The organism is Lysinibacillus sp. RC46, from assembly GCF_041262385.1.
In the GTDB taxonomy this organism is placed as follows: Bacteria; Bacillota; Bacilli; order Bacillales_A; family Planococcaceae; genus Lysinibacillus.
The window spans coordinates 14,910-37,470 of record NZ_JBGCCF010000044.1 but is presented as its reverse complement, the minus strand read 5'-3'; the positions used below and the strand labels follow the sequence as shown (position 1 = coordinate 37,470).

Here is a 22,561-nt window from a genome sequence, read left to right as displayed (position 1 = left end):
TCACACCCGTTCCCATACCGAACACGGAAGTTAAGCTCTTTAGCGCCGATGGTAGTTGGGGGCTTCCCCCTGTGAGAGTAGGACGTCGCTAGGCAAGGTAGACAGTCAGCTGAGTGCTGGCTGTTTTTTTATTAACGTAATTATTATTGAAATGAAGCTAAAGCTGATGACAATGAAACAATGAAAAGAGCAACCACAAAATACTCGTTGCTCTTTTTCTATGCTACTTCTTACGGATTGAAGCATTAGCATTATCTCAAAGACTACGAGAATATAAAAATGAAAAAATATAAAAAAGTATTGCATATGTTATTTCCCTATGATATATTTATAAATGTCTTAAAGAGGTCCCGTGGTGTAGCGGTTAACATGCCTGCCTGTCACGCAGGAGATCGCCGGTTCGATCCCGGTCGGGACCGCCATTATAAACGATAATATAGTTCTTATGATGCTTTTAAATCATAAGAACTTTTTTTATTGTTAATATAAGGGAATTAGTGGATATCGATGAAATTGGTTCTATAATATTTGTTGGGGTATCCATAGATTTTTAAAGTAATTATGCCTCGGCACAATTGTAGCTGACGCTTCGCTTTTGCTACAGATAAACAATGTAGCTGACGCTTTGCTTTCGTTACAGATAAACAATGCGTCCAGATTCGGCTTTGTGCTTAGGCCTGCAAATTTTTTTTGTGCGAAAGCGCAGTGATAGCGTAGCGGCAGCAGCACCGAAGCAGGTCAGTTAGCCGTTATCGCATGGATGCGATGATTTTAGGCTAACATCCTTTATTAACCCCTTTCCGATTCTGACATCCGCCGGAATGCCCCAACACTCATATCGAAAAACTCGTTAGCAAAGGTCCTAGGCTGTATGTGTCAACAAACTGAGAAGGCTTGCAGTTAGTTGCCATACCGCTTGAGAAAACAAGCAGAGCAGTAAACATAAAGATATTCAGGTTTTACGGGCGATTAATCCCCATCTAACCTTTTTTGTTTTCCCTGAATTTTTCTTGTACCCGACGTTACGTTTTGGTACAGATAAACTACTTGCTGTTAATAAGGGTGACTATTTTTATCGATTCTTCTCGTGTGAAGGAATTTGGAGGTGTTTAGCATGCGAAATTATTTTTACATAAAACGTCTGAATATAAGCTTACTCATAGGTGCTATTGTAATACTAGCAGGCTGTGGAGATCCTATTTTAGACATAGAGGAGTCCAATGCGTACCACTGGCAGAAAAATATGAACGAAGCCGAATTTGAAAAATTAAAAGAAGGCATGTCATATATGGAAGTAGTAAAAATTGCAGGTGGAGCAGGGGACATGATAAAAAAAGATCAATACCGCTGGAATGATGAAATACTTATGACAAAAACCTATATAGTACGATTTAAAGATGATAAATTGGTTGATAAAAAGGTTAGTGAGGTAAAGGAGCATAAAAAATAAGCACGTTTTTTATAAGCGTGTTTTATTTTTATTTGGCACATAGATTAGTATCGCCACCGACAATTTAGCCCAGGCTTAATTGTTTCAGGCTAATGACGAATGCTAGTTTGCATAAGTTTTAGGACTCACCCCATGATGGACATCAGCTTGGAGTGAAAATCTCTTTATTTAATACACAATAAATTATAATTTTTTGTCGACAAGCTGCAACAATTACGCCAAGGTGTAATTGTTTTTTTGAAATCCATTGGATGTTTTGAACATTTACGCTTGTTTCGGTAAACTAGTAGTAATGGAGCTAGGAGAGGAAAAAGAGATGATGTATGAAAAAATAATGAATTCACTTGATGATACTGAGAATTTTGCGTTGAAGCTAGCAAGCTTACTAGAAGCCCAGGATACAATTACATTAGAGGGTGATTTGGGCGCTGGTAAGACGACATTTACGAAAGCATTAGCGAAGGGGCTTGGCGTGACGAGAACAGTCAATAGCCCGACATTTACGATTGTAAAGCAATATGAGGGGCGTTTACCATTTAATCATTTAGATGTTTATCGTTTAGCAGAAAGCGATGAGGATCTTGGATGGGACGAACTATTTTATGGTGATGCGGTGTCAGTTGTCGAGTGGGCTCATTTGATTGAACAGGATTTACCTCAGGAGCGTCTTGGAATAGAAATTTACCGAATCGGAGAAAATCAACGACGATTTGTATTAACACCACTTGGAATGCGATATGAGGCATTATGTGAGGAGCTAATGAAATGATTTGGTTAGGGATTGAAACAGCGAATGCACCACTTTCTATTGCTGTAATAAAAGATGGGAAAGTGATCGCGGAGATTGTACAAAATATAAAATTAACGCATTCAGCAGGTGCTATGCCAGCCATTGAAGAAGTGCTAGAAAAGGCTGGCATAAAGCCAAGCGAGTTGGATGCGATTGCTGTATCAGAAGGACCTGGTTCTTATACCGGTGTACGAATAGGTGTGACGCTTGCTAAAACATTAGCATGGACATTGAAAAAGCCTTTAGTTGGAATATCTAGCTTAAAGTCATTGGCCGCAAATGCAGCACTATATGATGGGTTTATTTGTCCTATTTTTGATGCGCGAAGAGGTAATGTCTATACGGCCGTTTATAAAGGTTGTGAGCTTGAAACAATTATTGAAGATTATCACGATCATATAGATGGCTTGTTAGAGCGTTTACAGGCTTTAGAGGCACCGGTTTTATTTGTTGGAGCCGATGTAGATGTTTTTTGGCATAAAATCGTAGAGGTACTAGGTGATTATGCGCAGCGTACACCATTTAGTAATGACTTACCAAGGGCAAGTGAAACAATTCGATTAGCGACGAAACTGGAGCTACCAAGTGTGGATGCAGTTCATCATTTTGTCCCGCAATATAAACGTATTGCCGAGGCGGAGGCGAATTGGCTGAAGGAACAAAAGGAGAAGGCGCATGAGTAGTAATGTAACATATCGTAAAATGGTATCTGAAGATGTCCCAGTAGTGTATGAAATTGAGCTTGCTACATTTCCTACACCATGGACGTTAGATTCTTTTTATTATGAAGTGCATGAAAATCAGTATGCACATTATGTGCTAGCTATAGATGAATATAATAACATTATCGGTTTTTGTGGAATGTGGATGGTTATAGACGCAGCGCAAATTACGAACGTTGCCGTTATAGAGGCTGCTCGTGGTCGCGGCATTGGTGAAGGATTAATGCGAGAGGCAATGCGTATTGCTAGGGAGCATACTATGGAAGTCATGAGTTTAGAGGTACGAGTAACAAATACAGTTGCCCAAAATCTTTATCGAAAGCTTGATTTCCAAGATGGCGGTATACGTAAAGGCTATTATACAGATAACGGGGAGGATGCCCTTGTCATGTGGGTGAATTTATGATGGAAGATCGAATGATATTAGCAATAGAATCGAGCTGTGATGAAACAGCAGCGGCGATTATTCGAAATGGTTCTGAAATTGTTTCAAATGTAGTTGCATCTCAAATAGAAAGTCATAAACGATTTGGTGGGGTTGTACCTGAAATTGCATCTCGTCATCATGTTGAGCAAATTACAGTAGTTATAGAAGAAGCATTAGCGCAGGCAAATATGAAGCCGGCTGATTTAGATGCTGTGGCAGTTACAGAGGGTCCTGGTCTTGTAGGTGCACTATTAATTGGGATTAATGCCGCAAAGGCCTTTGCATTTGCTAATAATTTACCGATTGTAGGTGTACATCATATAGCTGGACATATATATGCTAATGCACTCGTGCAGCCAATGGAATTCCCATTGTTAGCACTTGTTGTATCAGGTGGCCATACAGAGTTAGTTTATATGAAAGAACATGGCTCTTTTGAAGTCATCGGTGAGACGAGAGATGATGCAGCTGGTGAAGCTTATGATAAGGTTGCGCGTGTTTTAAACTTACCATATCCAGGTGGTCCACGAATTGATAAATTAGCACATGAGGGAGATGAGGCTGTATCCTTCCCAAGAGTGTGGTTAGAGGAAGATTCTTATGATTTTAGTTTTAGCGGCTTGAAATCAGCGGTTATTAATTATAAGCATAATATGGACCAACGCGGTGAAGAAATTTGTCCGACTGCCGTTGCCAAAGGGTTCCAGGATAGCGTAGTTGAAGTATTAACAGCGAAAACATTACGGGCAGCTCGCGAATATAAAGTGAAACAGGTTATTGCAGCGGGTGGTGTAGCGGCAAATAAGGGTTTGCGTACATCACTTGAGATGGTATTTGCTGAAGAAAATATACCATTTTTCGTGCCGCCATTAAAGCTGTGTACAGATAATGCCGCCATGATAGGGGCAGCAGCAACACCTATGTTTGAAGCGGGTATTCGAGGCAATTTATCAATGAACGGTCGTCCTGGAATGGAGTTAAAATCCTGGGTATAACTTCTTTCAGGCGATTTCGGACGTAATTATGCTGAGGCATAATTGATTATAGAAAAAGAGGTGTTTTAGATTTGATTCTAAAATACCTCTTTTGCTTTTGTGAAAAAATTGTTGAGAAAACAGTGTCTATAAGAAAATTTGAATCCGATCAGTTGACAAATTTTTCAGAAAATTATCCACAGGTAAGGTAGAAATAAAACAGCGAACATCCGTACTTATGCACAAAGTGTTGATAACTTGTGCATAACTTGTGATTATTCAATATATAGTAGCCTATTTTGTACAAAATGATGTGAATAAAATATTTTTGAATTGTGGACAATGTGGATAAGTCTGTTGATATGTTGGTATTACTAGATTTAAAGTGTGTATAAAGTTGTGGGCATTTTTTGTCGAAAAATAGCACTTGACCAATATATATGAAAAATCAACGCGAGTAAAGTAAAAAGCCATGCGACAAGGCACATGGCTTTACAAGTTTTATCCCATCTCAAGAGGTATGTTATACAATAATATTTTCAAGTTCTTCACTTAGCTCAAGCCATTCCATTTCGAATAACTCATACTGTTCCTTAGCAGTTGATAATTCCTCTTGAAGTTGTGTGATTTTTTCGTGGTCTGTGAAAATCTCGGGATGGCAAAGAGCTTCTTCTAAGCGAGCTATTTCAAGATTTACTTGCTGCATTTTTCCCTCTAGTTCCTCAAGCGTGCGTCTAATTTGGCGCTCCCGTTTTTTAGCCTCTTTATCAATTTTAGAGGTAGAGATCTTTTCAGGTACATCAGCGTGTACTTGCGGTTGAGCAGCAGCCTTCATTTGTGCAATTTCTAATAGTTCTTGTTTCTTTTCAAGATAATAATCATAGTCACCTAAGTACTCAAAGGAACCATCGCCGGATAGTTCGATTACTTTAGTAGTAATTCGATTGATGAAATATCGGTCATGCGATACAAATAAGAGCGTTCCAGGATAATCGATCAGTGCGTTTTCCAGTATCTCTTTACTATCTAAGTCTAAGTGATTGGTAGGCTCATCGAGAATTAAGAAATTTGCCTTTTGCATCATCAATTTAGCTAATGCAAGTCTAGCCTTTTCTCCACCAGATAATGATGACACGATTTTATCTACATCATCTCCACTGAATAAGAAACGGCCTAGCACTGTGCGAATATCTTTTTCATTCATTAAAGGCCATTCATCCCATAGCTCTTTTAGCACACTTTTATTGCTCGATAGCTTGGCCTGCTCTTGGTCATAATAACCAATTTGAACATTTGTACCATAGCGAATCTCTCCAGAGAGTGGTAGTAAATCTTTGACTATGGTTTTTAATAAAGTTGATTTACCAACACCATTAGGTCCAACAAGTGCAATACGGTCTTCTCGGAAAGTGCGTAATGTAATGCCGCTTGATATTTTCTTATCACCATAACCTATCGCTAAGTCATCAACAGACAATACATCATTACCACTTTGGCGCTCAATTGTAAAACCGAAGCTTGCTGATTTTTCATCACCATCAGGGGATTCCATCCATTCTGTTCGTTCAAGCATTTTACGACGACTTTGTGCCATTTTAGTAGTAGAAGCACGAGCAATGTTTTTTTGAATAAATTCCTCAAGCTTGGCTTTCTCATCTTGTTGACGTTCATATTGCTTCAAATCACGCTCATAATTTTTAGCTTTTTCATCTAAATAGGCACTATAATTGCCTGTATATTTTGTGACGCGATGACGAGAGACTTCGTAGATAATAGACACAACTTGGTCTAAGAAGTAGCGGTCATGGGAAACAATTAGAATAGCCCCTTCATAGCCTTTTAAATATGATTCCAACCAAGAGAGGGTTTCAATATCTAAATGGTTAGTAGGTTCATCGAGTATTAATAGGTCAGGTTTACTTAACAAAAGCTTAGCAAGCGCTAACCGAGTTCGTTGTCCTCCTGATAGTGAGCTAATTGGCTTTTCGTAATCATTAGGATAGAACTGCATGCCATGAAGCACAGAACGTGTATCAGATTCATATTGATAGCCACCTGCATCCTTAAAATTATGCTGCAAATGATCGTATTCAGACATTATTTTTGCATATAAAGTAGGGTTTTCATAAACAGCAGGGTCGGCCATTTGTTGTTCTAATGATCGGATTGCTCGTTCTTGGGTAATAAGCGGCTCAAAAATTGTCATCATTTCATCCCAAATCGACAATGTTGAGTTTAAACCAGCATGCTGCTCCAAATATCCAATTTGTATACCTTTAGGGATAATAATATCGCCAGAGTCATATGACAGTTGACCAGCAATTATTTTAAGTAAAGTAGACTTACCAGCACCGTTACGACCTACTAATGCAACACGATCACGATGTTGAACCTCTAATTTTACGCCACTTAAAATTTCATCTGCAAGGAAGGATTTATATAGTTGATTGACCTGTAAAACAATCATTCTTGACACCTCAATTCTTCCTTAGTGTAATAGATGAGCGATTGCCTTGCAATGTCGATGCTTTACTTATTCCAAGCTGTCATGTAAGATTGAGACGATTTCTCTTTAGTTAGTGGCGTAAAAGCGCCATTAACTAAAGGGAAATCCTCCAGTAAATATTATAAACTTAGAAATAGTTAATTAAGTGTGTATCATAAATAGATTTGATACTCTATAAGGAGGAAAGAGTTTGAAACAAGAATTAAAAATTCCACAAGCCACTACGAAAAGACTTCCTCTTTACTATCGATTTATCCAAAACTTTGCACAAGAAGGCATGGAACGTATTTCGTCGAAGGAACTGAGTGAAGCGATGAAAATTGATTCTGCAACTATTCGCCGTGATTTTTCTTATTTTGGTGCTCTTGGGAAAAAGGGATATGGCTATGATGTGCAACATCTCTTGGAATTTTTTAGTCAAACGCTCGATCAACATGAAGCGACAAAAGTAGCGTTAGTTGGTGTAGGGAATTTAGGTAGTGCTTTATTAAAATATAATTTTCAAAAAAATCACAATACTCATATCGTTGTGGCATTTGACTCAAAGGCCCCAAAGGAAGGGAAGATGATTAGTAATATTCCTGTTTTTCATCCAGATTTATTGGAAGAAAAGTATGCGGAATATGGAGCGGAGCTTGCAATTTTAACAGTTTCACCACGCTCTGCACAGAAAATGGCTGATAGATTAGCGGCGATGAACGCAAAAGGAATTTTAAACTTTACGCCAGAGCGTATTACTGTACCAGATAAAATGCAACTTTTAACAATCGATTTGTCAGTAGAATTGCAGGCACTCATTTATTTAATTCGTAATCAGGAAGAGTGATAATCGTACATAATTTAATTTCTTTCAGCGAATGTCTTTTGTACCGAAAGCGAAGCGACAGCAGCAAATGTTTTCTGCGCGAAAGCGAAGCGACAGCAGCAATTATGCCAAGGAATAATTAGTATAGCTCACAGTTTCTGTCAATAAAAGTATGAGATAAAATGAGAGAGTGACGAAAAACTTTCACATATTATTAGTTAGCAAAATGGCGAAATATGCGTTAAAATGATGGATATAAAGAGGAGGTGGCTTTAATGGGTGGTATTGGTCCTATGAGCCTCATTATTATCGGAATTGTCGCATTACTAATTTTTGGTCCTAAGAAGTTACCAGAGCTTGGTAAAGCATTTGGTTCAACATTACGTGAATTCAAAAATGCTACTAGAGGATTAGCTGACGAAGATGATGATGACAAGAAAAAGAAAGAATTAGATAAGTAAAGTTAGGATGTTTGTGGAATGAATCCAAGAGATCTAACTGTCATTGAGCATATAGAAGAATTAAGAAAACGGCTTTTCATTGTTGCCGTTTTCTTTGTTCTCGCTATGGCTGGCGGTTTTTTTGTTGCGAAGCCGCTTGTTAAATACCTTCAATCTACTGGGGCGAATTATAATATTGAGCTTCATGCATTTGATGTAGTAACACCACTTGCAATTTATATCCAAGTCGTTTTTTTAATAGCATTTATCCTATCTTCTCCGGTATTGATGTATCAATTATGGGCTTTTATTAGTCCAGGATTAAGGGACGTAGAACGAAAAGCAACCTTAAGCTATATACCGTATTCGTTTATATTGTTTTTAGCAGGGCTATCTTTTTCATACTTTTTACTATTCCCTTACGTCATAAAGTTTATGATGAATTTATCAAATGAATTAGAAATTCAGCAAACGATTGGAATACATGAATATTTTTCGTTTTTATTTAAACTTACAATACCTTTTGGTTTCCTTTTCCAATTGCCGATTGTAGTCCTGTTCTTTTCGCGTATTGGGATTTTATCTCCTGAGTTACTAATTCGTATTCGTAAGTACTCATACTTTGGTTTATTTGTATGTGCTGCTTTAATCGCACCGCCTGAATTAGCTTCGCACTTAATGGTTTCAGTACCGTTGTTTGTTCTTTATGAAATTAGCATTATGATTTCTCGTATTGGCTATAAGAAATACTTAAAATCAGAGGAAATGCGAATGAAGGAAGAACAAGAGGCTGAGCAAAAACGCCAGATTGAAGAGGCGCTTGAACAGCAGAGACGTCAAATCGAAGAATTGAATCAATAATAATAGAAGCTCGATGCTAATTAGTAGCATCGAGCTTTTTCGTCAGCTTAACTTTAAATAAAAATCAGTGGGAAGAAAAACTCCCACTGATTTTTATTGCATTTTTTCTAGTTCTTCAAGAAACTTTTGCAATGGTTCTGCATACAATTGTACAAGCGTCACAAAACCATTTAGCATAACGTGGGCGATAATGGACGTCCAAATGCGTTTTGTTTTGTGATATAAGAAGGCAAAAATCAATCCGCAAATTGTATAAAGCAAGATATGTGTGAAGTCGAAATGAATAAGGGCAAAGAAAATGGCGCTTATTATACCGGCTATCCAGAAATTCGTTGTTTGGACAAGCGATCCGAAAATAACACGACGGAAAACGAATTCTTCTAATATTGGCCCAAACACGACAATCGCTAATATCGCAATAGGAGCGCCTTTTGCAATAGCTACAATATCAGCTGTGTTTTCCGATCCACCTTGGATACCGAATACAGCCATTTCGATAGCTGCGCCAATCATTTGGCCGAAGAAAACTAAGAAGAAACCGATAATTCCCCACATAATTGACAGTGGTATAGTTTCTTTCTTTCCTTTATAAATATTCCAAAAAGCTTTATCGCGAGATGTTAGGATTAAGCTTAGAATTAACGCAATGGCAAAGCTAAGTGCGATATACCAGCCTTGAGTAAGCGGAGCAGCTTGCTCACTAGGCAAACCGGTTGTACTCATGACCATCTTGTGAAACGGTTTTGCCAGTAATATCCCTGATATTTGCATGAGGATATAGATCAGTAAAACATAAAGGGCTGTTTTTTTATGTTTAGTTATTTTTTGAGAATTGTTCACAGTCAAAATCCTTTCCATTCATTATGCTACCTTTCTATTGTAGAGGAATATGGAAAGAAAACAAAATTTTTCGAAGTTCTGACTTGCAAAAAAAAGTGTGATTGATTATCATAATAATTGTATTAGCACTCGACTAGATAGAGTGCTAATAAACTTTCAAGTATATAATTAATTAATAGGAGGTTGTTTCACTTGTTAAGACCACTAGGAGATCGTATTGTAATCGAACTAATCGAGGTAGAAGAAAAATCTGCATTCGGTATTGTACTGCCAGACTCTGCAAAAGAAAAACCGCAAGAAGGTAAAGTTGTAGCAGTTGGGACGGGTCGTATTTTAGAGAACGGGCAACGTGTAGAGCTTGACGTAAAAGTTGACGACCGCATTATTTTCTCAAAATACTCTGGTACAGAAGTTAAATATGAAAGTAATGAATACCTAATTTTACGCGAAAGCGATATTCTTGCAATTATTGAATAAGTTAATACTTTTAAAGTAAATGCCTTTAGTGATTGTCATAGATAAACAAAAAAATAGATGGCAATGACAGTATGGCGAAATTTTTATAAATATATTGATGAAGCTTAACGAATATTCCATTTCAGGAGGGTAAATTCAAATGGCAAAAGATATTAAATTCTCAGAAGACGCTCGTTCATTAATGCTACAAGGTGTAGATAAATTAGCAAACGCAGTAAAAATTACTCTAGGGCCTAAAGGTCGTAACGTAGTTTTAGAAAAAAAATTCGGTTCACCACTTATTACAAATGATGGTGTAACAATTGCGAAAGAAATCGAACTAGAAAACCCGTACGAAAACATGGGGGCAAAATTAGTAGCAGAAGTTGCTTCTAAAACAAACGAAATCGCTGGTGACGGTACAACAACTGCAACAGTATTAGCGCAAGCAATTATTCGTGAAGGCTTGAAAAACGTAACAGCTGGTGCAAACCCTGTAGGCATTCGTAAAGGGATCGACAAAGCAGTTGCAGCAGCCCTTACAGAATTACACGCTATTTCTCGCCCAGTAAGCAACAAAGAAGAAATCGCACAAGTTGCGGCAATCTCTGCTGCTGATGATGAAGTAGGGCAATTAATTGCAGAAGCAATGGAACGTGTGGGTAACGATGGTGTTATTACAATTGAAGAGTCTAAAGGCTTCACAACTGAACTTGATGTAGTTGAAGGTATGCAATTCGACCGTGGCTATGCATCACACTACATGGTAACAGATACAGATAAAATGGAAGCGGTATTAGATAACCCATACATTTTAATTACTGATAAAAAAATTACAAACATCCAAGAAGTATTACCATTATTAGAACAAGTGGTACAACAAGGTCGTCCACTATTAATCATCGCTGAAGATGTTGAAGGTGAAGCTCTTGCAACACTTGTAGTGAACAAACTTCGTGGTACATTCAATGCTGTAGCGGTTAAAGCTCCAGGATTTGGTGACCGTCGTAAAGCAATGCTTGAAGATATCGCAATTTTATCAGGTGGTCAAGTAATTACAGAAGAACTAGGCTTAGACCTTAAATCAGCTGATATTACATCACTTGGTCGCGCTGCGAAAGTTGTTGTTACAAAAGACAACACAACAATCGTAGAAGGTGTTGGCGGTGCAGATGCAATCGAAGGCCGTATTGGTCAAATCCGTGCTCAGCTTGCTGAAACAACTTCAGAATTCGATAAAGAAAAATTACAAGAACGCCTTGCAAAATTAGCAGGTGGTGTAGCAGTAATCAAAGTTGGCGCTGCAACAGAAACAGAACTAAAAGAACGTAAACTACGCATTGAAGACGCTCTTAACTCAACTCGTGCAGCAGTTGAAGAAGGTATCGTATCAGGTGGTGGTACGGCACTTCTTAACGTATATGCAGCAGTTGAAAACGTTGCAGATGCAGAAGAAGGCGACGTAGCAACTGGTGTAAAAATTGTTCTACGTGCTTTAGAAGAGCCAGTTCGTCAAATCGCAAACAACGCTGGTCTTGAAGGCTCAATTATCGTGGATCGTCTAAAACGCGAAGAAATCGGTGTTGGCTTCAACGCTGCAACTGGCGAATGGGTAAACATGATGGAAGCGGGCGTAGTAGATCCAGCGAAAGTAACTCGCTCAGCTCTACAAAACGCAGCATCTGTCGCAGCTCTATTCTTAACAACAGAAGCAGTTGTAGCAGACATTCCAGAAGCAGCTCCAGCAATGCCAGATATGTCTGGTATGGGCGGCATGCCAGGAATGATGTAATCTACGGCTCCAGTCAAAAAAATCACTTCTCAAATTGAGAAGTGATTTTTTTATGCTTTAGCGAATATTTTTTAGTGAATCACTGATAGAATATGGACAATCGCTGATAAAAGTAGCAAAATCGCTGATAAGCCTCCGACAATCGCTGATAAAAGTAGCAAAATCGCTGATAAGCCTCCGACAATCGCTGATAAAAGTAGCAAAATCGCTGATAAACCTCCGACAATCGCTGATAAAAGTAGCAAAATCGCCGATAAACCTCCAACAATCGCTGATAAGGTGGAGCAAACCTGCTAATAAAAAACTCCGAAAAAGTAGCTTAGAGTTATTCTTTTTGCTTCAACCTAAAATCAGGAGAAATATAAGAGATAAGTGCATAATCGATTTCTTCTCCTGCTTGAGTTGATAATTGCACAAGTAAGGATTCTTCGGTATTTGTGGGATGTATAGCGCTTGTTTTTATAGTAACCACTTGAACACCGGTTCTTCTTGGATATACAACAACGACCACCTGATTCCCCAACGTATAAACTGCCGTAATATCAGATTGGAACGCGACAATATATAAATCTAAATCCGATTCATTTTGAAACAATGGAATCGTGAATCCCATATTTTGTTCAAAGTCGTACCATTCGGAAAGAGCAACATCGTAATTCGTAAATAGTCGATGCAGTGCATAATGAATTCTAGTTGGAACATAGCTCCACCGACCGATTGAGCTATGCCAATACTCTTCATAAGCGGGTCTCTTATAGCCAGGATTATTGACGATAACCTCATAAGGAATAGTAGTGCCATTCTCGATCAATTGTGAAAGTGTAACAAATTTTGATGGAGGAGTTAATTCTGGAAAAGGAGGATCAGCAATTGTTTGGGGTTTTATCGGCTCAAGGTTTTTCAAACGATTTTCTAGGCCTTTTATTTGTGCTTTAAGTCCATTTAATCTTCTCAATTCTTTTGCATCGAAAGAAGATACAATGCTCAAATTAATTAATAGTAGACTAATCATACATAAAGTTATTTTTTTTACGTTACACATAGATACACCTCTCTATATACTGTGCTCATTAAATGCGCGAATATGTAGGATGGCTGAGAATTTTATAGACATGTTTTCACTTCCTTAGTTTTTTTATCAAAAATAGTTTCTAATAAACAATAAAAAGGCAATCCATTAGTTCGTATTTGAACTTCTGGATAGCCTTTTTGCTAAGTCATTTATCTTGGACTTCCAATATGTCAGGTGACAAATCTACATTCCTGGTAGGTTTAATCCAGGGAATCCTGGTAAACCTGGTTGGCCTGGTAAGCCAGGATATTGCCCGCCTGGAAATGGCATCGGACGTGGTGGATATGGTTGTGGTGGATATGGCTGCGGAGGACGTGGTGGATATGGTTGTGGTGGATATGGCTGCGGAGGACGTGGTGGATATGGTTGTGGTGGATATGGCTGCGGAGGACGCGGTGGATATGGTTGTGGCGGATATGGCTGCGGAGGACGCGGTGGATATGGTTGTGGCGGATATGGCTGCGGAGGACGTGGTGGATATGGTTGTGGCGGATATGGCTGCGGAGGACGTGGTGGATATGGTTGTGGCGGACGTGGTTGCGGAGGACGCGGTGGATATGGCTGCGAAGGTCGTGTCGGATATGGTGATGGGTTTAAAGATGGATATGGGCTACCAGAAGGCATGGTAGGGTGATACGGAATGTTAACATCAAGATCTTCGGGATTAAATCCAGGATTGACCAATGAAACACACCTTTCTTCGTTTTTTCTTTTCTAACATATGCCTACTATTAGGATTGTCATAGGCACTAAACTAGACGAATGATTGATAAGGGTATAATTCATTAAAATATAAAATGTTATAAAAAATATCAAATTTAATTATAATAGAAGAAAATATCATTAAAGGATGTTTAAATAAATGACCATTATAAAAATCAAGAAAATAAAAGTACAAAATTTACGAAATGTACGTCATGGTGAAATTATGTTAGCGGTAAATTTTGAGACGTTTCTTAAGTCAAATGTTGTAGGCTTATACGGACAGAACGGTTCTGGAAAAACAACTATTGTTGATGCATTTGGCTTGTTAAAGGCACTTATCTCCGGCTGGATCGCTGAAATTAAATTACCATCTCAGGAAAAAAAATTAATTATGGCAGGGGAGGATACAGCAAGTATTGAGTTCGAGTTTCTAGTAGAAAATCAATTTGGCACATTTTTTCTTAATTATTATGTAGAGTTACAAGAAGATGAAAACAGACTGTACACAACGGTTGAACGTGTAGCTTACAGAGAAAACGAGAAAGGGAAGCGTTCAAAGATTTTAATTAATGTTACAGAGGAAGACATACAACTACGTAAAGCAAATCTTTCTGATATGAATGAAAAAACGCGTATCCAATTACTAGTCACTCATCAATTAGCTAAAAAACAATATATGTCCTTTGTCTTTCACAAAGATATAAAGCCGTTATTACAAGACAGGTTGTCAGAGCTAGAAATGCAATTGCTTCATAATTTAGCAATAGATTTTAATCAGGATTTACATGTCGTTAATAATCAAAATATCGCACCATTATTTGAAGAGCGTAGTATGCCTTTTAGCATCCATCTCGAAAAAACTCGTGGTTCTATCCCTTACAATTTGAAGGGGCCAGCGTTATTGCAAGAGGACGCATTTTACGTGTTATGTGAAGTAATAGAGCAAAGTAATCAAGTATTATCAGCGATTATTCCAGGTCTGTCTATAAAGATTAATGTACTTACAAAACAAACTATGGATAATGGAGAAAAAGGAATTCGTTTTGAATTTTTATCGCAACGAGGGGATCGCGAATTACCGTTACGGACAGAGTCAGAAGGAATTTTGAAAATTATTTCTGTACTTAGTGTGCTCATTGCAGTTTATAATAACCCAAATGCTTGTATAGTAATAGATGAATTAGATTCGGGTGTTTTTGAATATTTGTTAGGCGAGTTGTTAACAGTGATTGATGAGGGCGGAAAAGGTCAACTTATTTTTACGTCTCATAATTTACGTGTGTTAGAGGTGCTAGCTATTAAAAACTTATGGTTTACGACAACGAATGAAGATCGTCGTTATATACAGCTAAAGGGTATTAAAGAGGTAAATAATGCTCGAGATGTTTATTTACGTGCAATTCAGTTGGGCGGGCAGGATGAAGATGTTTATAAGGAAACGAAGACATTTAAAATTAAGCGTGCCTTTAGAAAAGCGGGTGTCCAGCATGACTAAAAAAGTTCTTTTAATCATTGTAGAAGGGCATACAGAGCAAATTGTTTTAGAGGATTTTCTAGATGAACATTTTGCAAATTCAACGATTCGCTTCGATGTACAACGGGAGGATATTTTAACGAAATGGGATGCTAATAAACGGATACCTAATATTAAAAATAGTGTTACACGAGTGATTCAGAACTATTTGGAGAAGTATAAGTTTTTAGCGAAGGATTTAACCGCTGTCGTTCATATTACTGATGCAGACGGTTGTTTTATTGCCCCTGAATTTGTCAAGGTGAAGGAAGATATTGAGCAAAATTTATTCTATACAGAAGATGCAATATTAGTGAAATCAGAGAAGCGTAAAGAGCAAATCGAACAACGAAATGAAATGAAGGCGAATAATGCTAAAATCCTTATGGCAAATGATCATTTTAGCATTCATCGATTAAGAATACCGTATCAGCTATTCTATTTTTCTACAAACTTAGAGCATGTACTATGGAATGAACGTAATGAAGTAGCGACGGAAAAGGTGCAAAAGGCTGATGAATTTATGGAAAGATTATCGAGCTCCATAGAAGAATTTTTAAAAGAATATGTCCCAGTTAACCCAGAGCTTCCGTATAAAGAAAAAATGAAAATGAGCTGGTCATTTTTAATGGAGGGCTGTAATTCATTACAGCGCGGAACGAATGTACCGTTATTATTTGAAATGATTAAATCAGATGTACAATAAAATGCCCTCCGATGTTCAGTGGAGGGCATAGATGGTGACTATCATTTCGATGAGATTAAGGTGTCATAGTATAGCTCTTCGGCAAAACGAGGGGTTGATTTCCGTTCCGACTGGGCGCTTTGTCGCTGACGCTTCGCTTTCGCACAGGGCAAAGCTTCCTGGGGGCGTCCGATGAGCCGCTTCACTCGCGATGCTCGCTCCAGGGTCTCGGGCCAACAGATGTTTTTTGCGCGAAAGCGTAGTGCTAACGTAGCGTCAGCAGCACCGATGTTGGTCACGAAGGCGTTATCACAGGACGTGATGGTTTTAGCCTTCGTTCCTTTATTGCTGATCCCCAAGGAGTCGCCCAGTCTCCACTCCAATCAACCACTTCACTTAGCATGTCACTCTAATTTATAGGGAACTTCAGCAACAATTCTGTGCAAAAGCGTAGTGCTAGCAACAACAAATGTGCGAGTAGCCTGGGACGGAAATCACCTTTATTTAAAGAACCACAACATTCACAAAGAACTCTCTGACCATTTTGTTTTCAACACTATAAATGCCCTCCAAAACGGAGGGCATTGGAATTTAACAACTGGGGAGGGAAATCAACTAGCGACCGTTTTCGTTTATGCACAAATTTCTTTAGCGCGTTTGTTCATAGCTACGGATATGTCCTAGAATAGCAGGATCTTTAATTTTTGTATCTTCACTTAGCAGTAAAAGTTTTGACATAATTTCGGCTGTGCGTGGGTCGTCATCCACCATTGGTAAGAAAATGCGTCCACGGTGCTGAGATGGTACGGCGAGTATTGGAATCATTGATCCACCCACTTGATGAACAACACCACTACCTAAGTGCAATGAATAGCTTGCGAGTTTGCCTTCAATAAGTGCATGTTGTTTTTTCACTTCAACATTCGTTAGCTTTAATAACTTCGCTAATTCCTCCACAATGACACTACGCATATCAATTGTAGAATGGCTTGCTTCTGGATCGACACCACCAACATGTGCAACACTTACAACGAGGTCAATATCCCGCATCACTTCAGAGAATATCGTTGCAGGAATGTCATCTAATGCTATGTCTTTACCTGTTAAACGATTGTAGAAATAGACGCCCTCAATTGCTGGTGCTTCGATATCTGCTGGCGTAAACCAATCTGCTTGCGCATACAAGGAGGCAACGATGTTTTCCTTGTAATATACTTTTCGTGGTCCTTCATCATGACTAATTTGCCATCCTCGTGTTTTTAGAAGTGCAACCGTTTGAGACGGATTGACTTGATGTCCCGCATAGCGCAATGATCTTTTTTGCCCTTTTTCATCCGCATTCATTACATACAGCTCGCGGAAAATTTGCTTAAATGGCTGTTTGATTTTTTGTTCAAACATAGAAGTTTGCCATTGTCGCCATTGACCGCTTTCAAGTAGGTGATACGGATGGGCAATCGTTAATGTTGCTGTCGGAGTAAGTGAAACTATTTCATCTGATAGTAGCTTAAGTCCATCCTCAGTTAGCAATCCGAAATGCCCTTCATTTTTAAAGACGAGTTTTTGAAGAAGCGGTGCTAAAATCGGATGCTCTAATAAATTGATCAGCTCTTCGGCAGAGAATTTAGTTTCAAGCTCCATCGCCTGTTCAAGTGCGGGGCGTGCTCGTTTATATTGCTCTAGCAATTCTTTTCGCGCCTGTTGTAACGCTAAAACTTGCTCTTGCTTTTTCAGAGCAGCAGGAATATTTTTTAGTCGTTTCCCGTCTTTTTCAACGATAATCGTAACATTTGCATCTTCTTCAATTTGTAAATGTGCAGTAATATGTTCAATCTGTTGTGTATGGAATAAATGTTTTATATCGGTAAAGGCTGATAGCTCCATACGCCATGTGAAGCGTGTTGTTTCGCCATCTCCTGCATTTCGCGCTAAATTTTCAAGCGCAATGCTAGCTGCACGTGCTTCGCTCGCACGACGCTGTGCTCCAAACTGTTTGCTGTCCTTTACAAATTGCTGGATAAATTGATAGCGAGTTAGTGCATCCTTTTGATCCGAATTTTTCAATGGAATCAGACCGAGTGCACGTAATTTATCTTTATTACGTTTATCACGAATTTCTTCCATTAACGGTTTTGGGCTAAGCTTACCTATAGCTGTATCTGCATAAAGCTGTGCCCGACGGTGGTTAGCTCCCTCCGATGCGTATTTTGCTGCATCATAGACGAGTTTGAATTGTTTAGCACCTAGTGTTTGATAGGCACTTTGGAACCAAGCTAAATCAAAGGCACCATCACGGAAATCGTCAGCAGTAATATTTGAGAAAAGGGCAATCTGATCTTTAGCAAAATCCGATAAATAGTCGGTTGTATGGGCGATAAAGTACCAAGCTGATTCTTTTAATCCTTCCCAGCCAATTACTTCACTAACAAGGTCTATCCAATGCTGGTTATACATCATTGCTTCAATTAGGCGCTCTTTTGAAATATCTGTTTTTTTCCATGCATTTTTTAATTGCTGTGCATTTTCATCTTTTTTAGGATAGCAGCTTGCAAGGAGACGAGAGAAAACATCCTTCTTCGTTTCAGCCTGCCAAATATAGCCGCGAGCAAGCTTTTCACCATCAAGTGCTTGTAAAATTTTTAAGAAATAATCAATACCCTCGAAATAGGAAATGCTTCTAGTGAGCTCTGTTACTGCTGTAGGAATATCACCGCGCATAAGCTCTATTTCTAAAATTCGATCAATGGCCTGCTCACGAACAGCAAAGAATTTCGATAAGTCTTCAAATGACTCTTTATAATGTTCTATTAATTTGTTTGGAGCAACCAACATCTCAGACGCTAGCGTATCTGTAAAGATGGCTTCAAATAAATGATCCTGAGTGAATAAACCTACATTAAAAGCATCTAAATATTGGTATAATTTTAGAGAGTAAATACTCGGGCTATATTGCTCTTTCTGCATCCTCCTTGATAACTCTTCATTGATGGCCAGCATTTTGACAAATTCACCGTAAGTCTTATAGGCTAAGAAACATCGATCAACAAAGGTATCAATAACATCTAAATCTACTAATGATGAAGTAGAGCGATAAAAATAGTCCTTATCTCGTACCTCTAACTTCCACTGCTCAGCAGGTATTTGTGTTAACAGCTGAAGCATAATACCGATTGCTTGCTCAAAAGCGTTAAATTCTGGCGAATGCTCTTCAAGTAATGTGACAGCCTTTTTATGAAGCTCCTGCTCTCCAACAATATTATTTAAATCAAGAGTAAGGACAGTGAAAATTTGTTTCATTGTTCGCTGATATTTTAATGCTTGGAACTTAGTAACGAGACCTTTTATTTCTACATAATTAAAGAATGGAGTGATTAAGGTTTGTGCTGCTTCGCTCAGTTCATGTGCCGCAGGATGTTCAGATAGATTGTTATAAAAGTTAAAATAGGCTAAATCCTCTACACTGAATTTGGACGTCTTTATCCACTGGAGAATGTCATCTGGTATCGGATATACATCAAGACTTGCGTTTCGATTATTTTCTGCTTTTGATGCAACGACATTAAATGTTTGTCCTAATGTTGTTGTGATTGGCGTATCATCCCATTGATATTGATATGTCTCATACTCATATTGGGCATTAGCATCTAATAGTTGAATGAGCTGCTCGAGCTTTAATATAAGCTTCTCTATATCATAATCAAAGAATTTTTCTAGTGGCATTGTTTCTTGTAAATATAAAGGAACTAGTTGCTGCCATGCTTCCATGCCATTCATCTTTATATCTGTTTTTGAAATGCTGTCATATTGAATAGGAGGGTGTGGCGTATATAAACCAAAGCCATTGTCCTCGTTATATTCTGGTACATCACTAGTTAACAATTGATCTAACAACACTTGCTCAGTTTTTGTTATTTTTGGAAGCTGGTCGCATAATGCTGTTATTTCCTCGCTAGTTAGGTGATATTCTTTAGAGGCCTCTAACAACAATTCTAGCCCTCCAAGTCGCTTCAACTGCTTCTTGTCCTGAATAAGTCGCTCAGCGCTTTGCAATATTTTCTCCTGCGGCTGTAGCTTTAAGAGGGAAATAGCTTCCTTTCGAAGTGAACCTGATTTATTCGCTAAAAGGTCCTCAATTTTTAAAATTTCATCGTCTGTAAGTGTTAGTGATTGTATCTTTTTCAATGCAAGGGAACGATTAATGGAGCTTCGATCTCGTAAAGCGCTAAATAGAAAATCACGTTTTCCTTGCGTAGTAATATCAAGACAATAAATATTAAGAAGGCCGATTCTACTTGTAGGAGAGTAAGAATCTGCATTCGAAATAATACGTTGAAATAGCTCTTCATCTTGTAAATGATTGGCCAAAATTATTTGTGTGGAAATTAAATCTTCTAATGACAAGTGTGCATAGACGAATGATAAAGGTTTTCCTGCAATCGTAATACCATCTTTCGTAAGTTCACCCTTTGCCCATTCAAGCTGTTCAAATAGAAGGTATTCAATGCCTTGCAGTTGGGTATTTTCCTGCAAGAACTTTTGTATATCTGTAATCCAATCGTTAGCCCAAGCATATTCACTATTAATATAGTTATTTGCGTTTAGGAAATTCCCCCAAGCAAATGTAAATAGCTCAATATCCTTTGTTGTTAAAATGAGACCCTTAACAAACGGAGCAGTGAAGGAAACTTTCCCTAGATTTTTCAAAAATGCGAGCGTTGTCAACTGGATATGCTTTTCGCGTTGTAACAACTCTGGCAAAATAGTATCGAGCTTCGAATAATCCTTCGTTGAAATTGTCCATAGTGCTACGTAAATATCAATCGTTCGTTCACTTTTTAATAGCTCTAGTGTGAAATAATCGTCTTCAATTGCTCGAATCGCTAATGACAATACTTCCTCTGTTACTTTTTGATTTTCAAAGCTATTATAGCCAAGCCCCATCCAAGTATCGACTGCGCGAATAACTGAGGAGAAACGAGTTAGCTGATGCTCCTGAATAAGCTTCATAATGGTAAGCTGTGCCTCTAATGTGCCATGATCAATATTTTCAACAATGGCTTGGCGTAGTCCCTCTTGACGTGCAGCAGCAACTAATAGTTTACCGAGTGCCTCATGTAGGCGAGTATTTGTTGATTTGAAAATCCCTCTTATTAGTGGATATCCAAAAAAACTGCCTTGATGCTCGTCAAATAATATATGTTCAACGGCTTCTTCCATAGCAGGATTTTCTAATGACAGTTCTTCAGCAAGCATTTGTTCAAAAACATTAAAAGGCATTACCTTCATATTTTCATTTTTAACCACAAAGCAGCTGTAATTAGGGTATGAACCATGCTCATATTGATTGTGATTCATCAATAATTCCTGTAGATTCATTTCTTCAAATGTCAGCATTTCTACAATTAATTGTAAGCATTGAAAAAGGTGGTCCTGTACGGAATGTGTAGATCGAAATGACCTACGCATAATGTCAGTCTGAAAAATTGTTGTATCGTAACGTAATATCAATTTCTTAATAGTTTGAGCACGTTCTTGCGATGAAAATAGTGTTAGTACATCGAAAAGGGTTCCGGTAAATAGCTCCTCAAGTGTCATGATCTCCAAATCAGCAATTTGCTGTTTAATGGAAAAATCGCGATCATCCATATATTGAAGTAATGCTGTAGCCATTGGTTGAATGGCTTTTGGTGCAGTATCTATTTTACTTTGGAATTGGTTTTTTTGATCGTTTGATAGTGTCATGGAAATCCTCCTTACCAAATTCGTCCTGCTAGCATTGTCAGTTTAATAAACGTAAAAACATCATCTTCTCGTATTGCAAAAGGTTCATTAAGTGAATTTAATTGTTCTTCGTTCTGTAATACTAAAAAAAGTTCGTCTTCAAAGGCTTGAAGAACTGTGGATATTGCTTGATCAACAGACTGCGTAGAGGCATTTTTTTTCTCACCAAAATGTACTTTGCCATGCAGCGCTGCATCCTCTAACTGCTGATCAGTTATATAAATATGAAGCGGATTATCCACCGTCTTTTCGTTATAATTAAGAACCTCTTGTGTGACGAGTTGCTTAAGTAAATCTTTTAAAGTATGGACAGGCTCTTCAATAGTGAATGGGATATTTTGAAGTTTACGCGATTTTTTGCCGATCATTTTTTGTTGGTAAAATAAACGCAACCTAACACCTCCTTACAGTAATTTCATTATACAAGAGAGTAAACGGTGAAAAGAATGAGGCGTTTTACGCTAGTTGTGTAAAAGAAAAATTGGGAAAAGGGTAACAAATAATTTGTTGCGACGACTTATTAGGGAGTGTAGAAAGTGGGGTGAAGTTTTGCATCATGATATTTCAAAAACAGAACATTTGTACGATTGTTATTATCGTGATGTGTATCATTTTGCGCTGTATTATACAAATTGCAAACAAGAGGCAGAGAATATTACGCAAGAAATGTTTTTTTAAGCGATGAAGAAGTTAGACAATTGAAAGGATAAAGATAAAGTGAAAATTTGGATCTTATCAATTG

At 38.1% G+C, this 22,561-nt stretch carries 20 protein-coding genes, 1 tRNA gene and 1 rRNA gene; 16 read left to right on the top strand and 6 right to left on the bottom strand.

The genetic code is table 11. The features are described from left to right. The 7 genes from rrf to tsaD form a co-directional block, all read left to right on the top strand. Positions 1 to 94: ribosomal RNA gene (rrf, locus tag ABH966_RS24910) — 5S ribosomal RNA — on the top strand; the annotation flags it as partial. Positions 95 to 346: 252 nt separating this feature from the next. Further along, positions 347 to 422 (top strand) — tRNA-Asp (locus ABH966_RS24905). Between the two features lie 692 nt (positions 423 to 1,114). Beyond that, the gene (locus tag ABH966_RS24900) at positions 1,115 to 1,450 is read left to right on the top strand and encodes a hypothetical protein (protein ID WP_370083197.1); all 336 of its coding nucleotides are present in this window, start codon (positions 1,115 to 1,117) and stop codon (positions 1,448 to 1,450) included. 319 nt (positions 1,451 to 1,769) lie between these two features. Next, positions 1,770 to 2,219, top strand: a complete 450-nt coding sequence (tsaE, locus tag ABH966_RS24895; RefSeq protein WP_370083207.1) for a tRNA (adenosine(37)-N6)-threonylcarbamoyltransferase complex ATPase subunit type 1 TsaE — start codon at positions 1,770 to 1,772, stop codon at positions 2,217 to 2,219. Then, complete coding sequence (tsaB, locus tag ABH966_RS24890) at positions 2,216 to 2,923, top strand: tRNA (adenosine(37)-N6)-threonylcarbamoyltransferase complex dimerization subunit type 1 TsaB (RefSeq protein WP_370083195.1); 708 nt, start codon at positions 2,216 to 2,218, stop codon at positions 2,921 to 2,923. The genes tsaE and tsaB overlap by 4 nt, the downstream gene beginning before the upstream one ends. Then, positions 2,916 to 3,368 (top strand): ribosomal protein S18-alanine N-acetyltransferase, encoded by a 453-nt coding sequence (gene rimI / locus ABH966_RS24885; protein ID WP_370083193.1) that lies wholly within the window; start codon positions 2,916 to 2,918, stop codon positions 3,366 to 3,368. The genes tsaB and rimI overlap by 8 nt, the downstream gene beginning before the upstream one ends. Beyond that, a complete protein-coding gene (tsaD, locus tag ABH966_RS24880) occupies positions 3,368 to 4,384 on the top strand; it encodes a tRNA (adenosine(37)-N6)-threonylcarbamoyltransferase complex transferase subunit TsaD (protein WP_370083205.1) in 1,017 nt (338 codons plus the stop codon). The genes rimI and tsaD overlap by 1 nt, the downstream gene beginning before the upstream one ends. A gap of 502 nt (positions 4,385 to 4,886) precedes the next feature. Here the strand turns inward: tsaD and ABH966_RS24875 are convergent. Then, complete coding sequence (locus ABH966_RS24875) at positions 4,887 to 6,830, bottom strand: ABC transporter ATP-binding protein (RefSeq protein ID WP_370083203.1); 1,944 nt, start codon at positions 6,828 to 6,830, stop codon at positions 4,887 to 4,889. A gap of 229 nt (positions 6,831 to 7,059) precedes the next feature. Between ABH966_RS24875 and ABH966_RS24870 the strand changes: the two genes are divergently transcribed. From ABH966_RS24870 to tatC, 3 genes are all read left to right on the top strand, one after another. Continuing rightward, positions 7,060 to 7,695 (top strand): redox-sensing transcriptional repressor Rex, encoded by a 636-nt coding sequence (locus ABH966_RS24870; protein WP_370083191.1) that lies wholly within the window; start codon positions 7,060 to 7,062, stop codon positions 7,693 to 7,695. A 254-nt stretch (positions 7,696 to 7,949) separates the two neighbouring features. Beyond that, entirely contained in the window at positions 7,950 to 8,135 is a 186-nt protein-coding gene (locus tag ABH966_RS24865; protein ID WP_370083189.1) for a twin-arginine translocase TatA/TatE family subunit, read from the top strand. Positions 8,136 to 8,153: 18 nt separating this feature from the next. Then, positions 8,154 to 8,975, top strand: coding sequence for a twin-arginine translocase subunit TatC (gene tatC / locus ABH966_RS24860; protein WP_370083187.1), 822 nt, complete (start codon positions 8,154 to 8,156; stop codon positions 8,973 to 8,975). A gap of 93 nt (positions 8,976 to 9,068) precedes the next feature. Here the strand turns inward: tatC and ABH966_RS24855 are convergent, their stop codons facing one another. Further along, complete coding sequence (locus ABH966_RS24855) at positions 9,069 to 9,833, bottom strand: CPBP family intramembrane glutamic endopeptidase (protein WP_370083185.1); 765 nt, start codon at positions 9,831 to 9,833, stop codon at positions 9,069 to 9,071. A 174-nt stretch (positions 9,834 to 10,007) separates the two neighbouring features. Here ABH966_RS24855 and groES point away from each other — a divergent pair, with 174 nt between their 5' ends. Both groES and groL read left to right on the top strand, forming a co-directional pair. Next, positions 10,008 to 10,292 (top strand): co-chaperone GroES, encoded by a 285-nt coding sequence (gene groES, locus ABH966_RS24850; protein WP_370083183.1) that lies wholly within the window; start codon positions 10,008 to 10,010, stop codon positions 10,290 to 10,292. A gap of 139 nt (positions 10,293 to 10,431) precedes the next feature. Continuing rightward, positions 10,432 to 12,063, top strand: a complete 1,632-nt coding sequence (gene groL, locus ABH966_RS24845; RefSeq protein ID WP_370083181.1) for a chaperonin GroEL — start codon at positions 10,432 to 10,434, stop codon at positions 12,061 to 12,063. Positions 12,064 to 12,134: 71 nt separating this feature from the next. On the opposite strand, the gene ABH966_RS24840 is transcribed toward groL, so the two are convergent. Both ABH966_RS24840 and ABH966_RS24835 read right to left on the bottom strand, forming a co-directional pair. Continuing rightward, positions 12,135 to 12,308, bottom strand: coding sequence for a hypothetical protein (locus tag ABH966_RS24840; RefSeq protein WP_370083179.1), 174 nt, complete (start codon positions 12,306 to 12,308; stop codon positions 12,135 to 12,137). 80 nt (positions 12,309 to 12,388) lie between these two features. Next, positions 12,389 to 13,105 carry a hypothetical protein gene (locus tag ABH966_RS24835; protein ID WP_370083177.1) on the bottom strand — a complete coding sequence of 239 codons (717 nt, stop codon included), beginning with the start codon at positions 13,103 to 13,105 and terminating at the stop codon, positions 12,389 to 12,391. 197 nt (positions 13,106 to 13,302) lie between these two features. Here ABH966_RS24835 and ABH966_RS24830 point away from each other — a divergent pair, with 197 nt between their 5' ends. The 3 genes from ABH966_RS24830 to ABH966_RS24820 all read left to right on the top strand — a co-directional run bounded on the left by ABH966_RS24830 (position 13,303) and on the right by ABH966_RS24820 (position 16,059). After that, positions 13,303 to 13,764 (top strand): hypothetical protein, encoded by a 462-nt coding sequence (locus ABH966_RS24830; protein ID WP_370083175.1) that lies wholly within the window; start codon positions 13,303 to 13,305, stop codon positions 13,762 to 13,764. A 233-nt stretch (positions 13,765 to 13,997) separates the two neighbouring features. Then, positions 13,998 to 15,335: an AAA family ATPase gene (locus ABH966_RS24825; protein ID WP_370083173.1), complete on the top strand. Its 1,338-nt coding sequence runs from the start codon at positions 13,998 to 14,000 to the stop codon at positions 15,333 to 15,335. After that, positions 15,328 to 16,059 (top strand): hypothetical protein, encoded by a 732-nt coding sequence (locus ABH966_RS24820; RefSeq protein ID WP_370083171.1) that lies wholly within the window; start codon positions 15,328 to 15,330, stop codon positions 16,057 to 16,059. Before ABH966_RS24825 ends, ABH966_RS24820 begins: the two co-directional genes overlap by 8 nt. 627 nt (positions 16,060 to 16,686) lie before the next feature. Here the strand turns inward: ABH966_RS24820 and ABH966_RS24815 are convergent. Both ABH966_RS24815 and ABH966_RS24810 read right to left on the bottom strand, forming a co-directional pair. Further along, complete coding sequence (locus tag ABH966_RS24815) at positions 16,687 to 21,780, bottom strand: DUF4132 domain-containing protein (RefSeq protein ID WP_370083169.1); 5,094 nt, start codon at positions 21,778 to 21,780, stop codon at positions 16,687 to 16,689. A gap of 11 nt (positions 21,781 to 21,791) precedes the next feature. Continuing rightward, positions 21,792 to 22,211 (bottom strand): hypothetical protein, encoded by a 420-nt coding sequence (locus tag ABH966_RS24810; protein WP_370083167.1) that lies wholly within the window; start codon positions 22,209 to 22,211, stop codon positions 21,792 to 21,794. 73 nt (positions 22,212 to 22,284) lie between these two features. On the opposite strand from ABH966_RS24810, the gene ABH966_RS24805 reads away from it, so the two are divergent. Continuing rightward, positions 22,285 to 22,497, top strand: a complete 213-nt coding sequence (locus ABH966_RS24805; RefSeq protein ID WP_370083165.1) for a sigma factor — start codon at positions 22,285 to 22,287, stop codon at positions 22,495 to 22,497. The last annotated feature ends 64 nt before the right edge of the window (positions 22,498 to 22,561 follow it).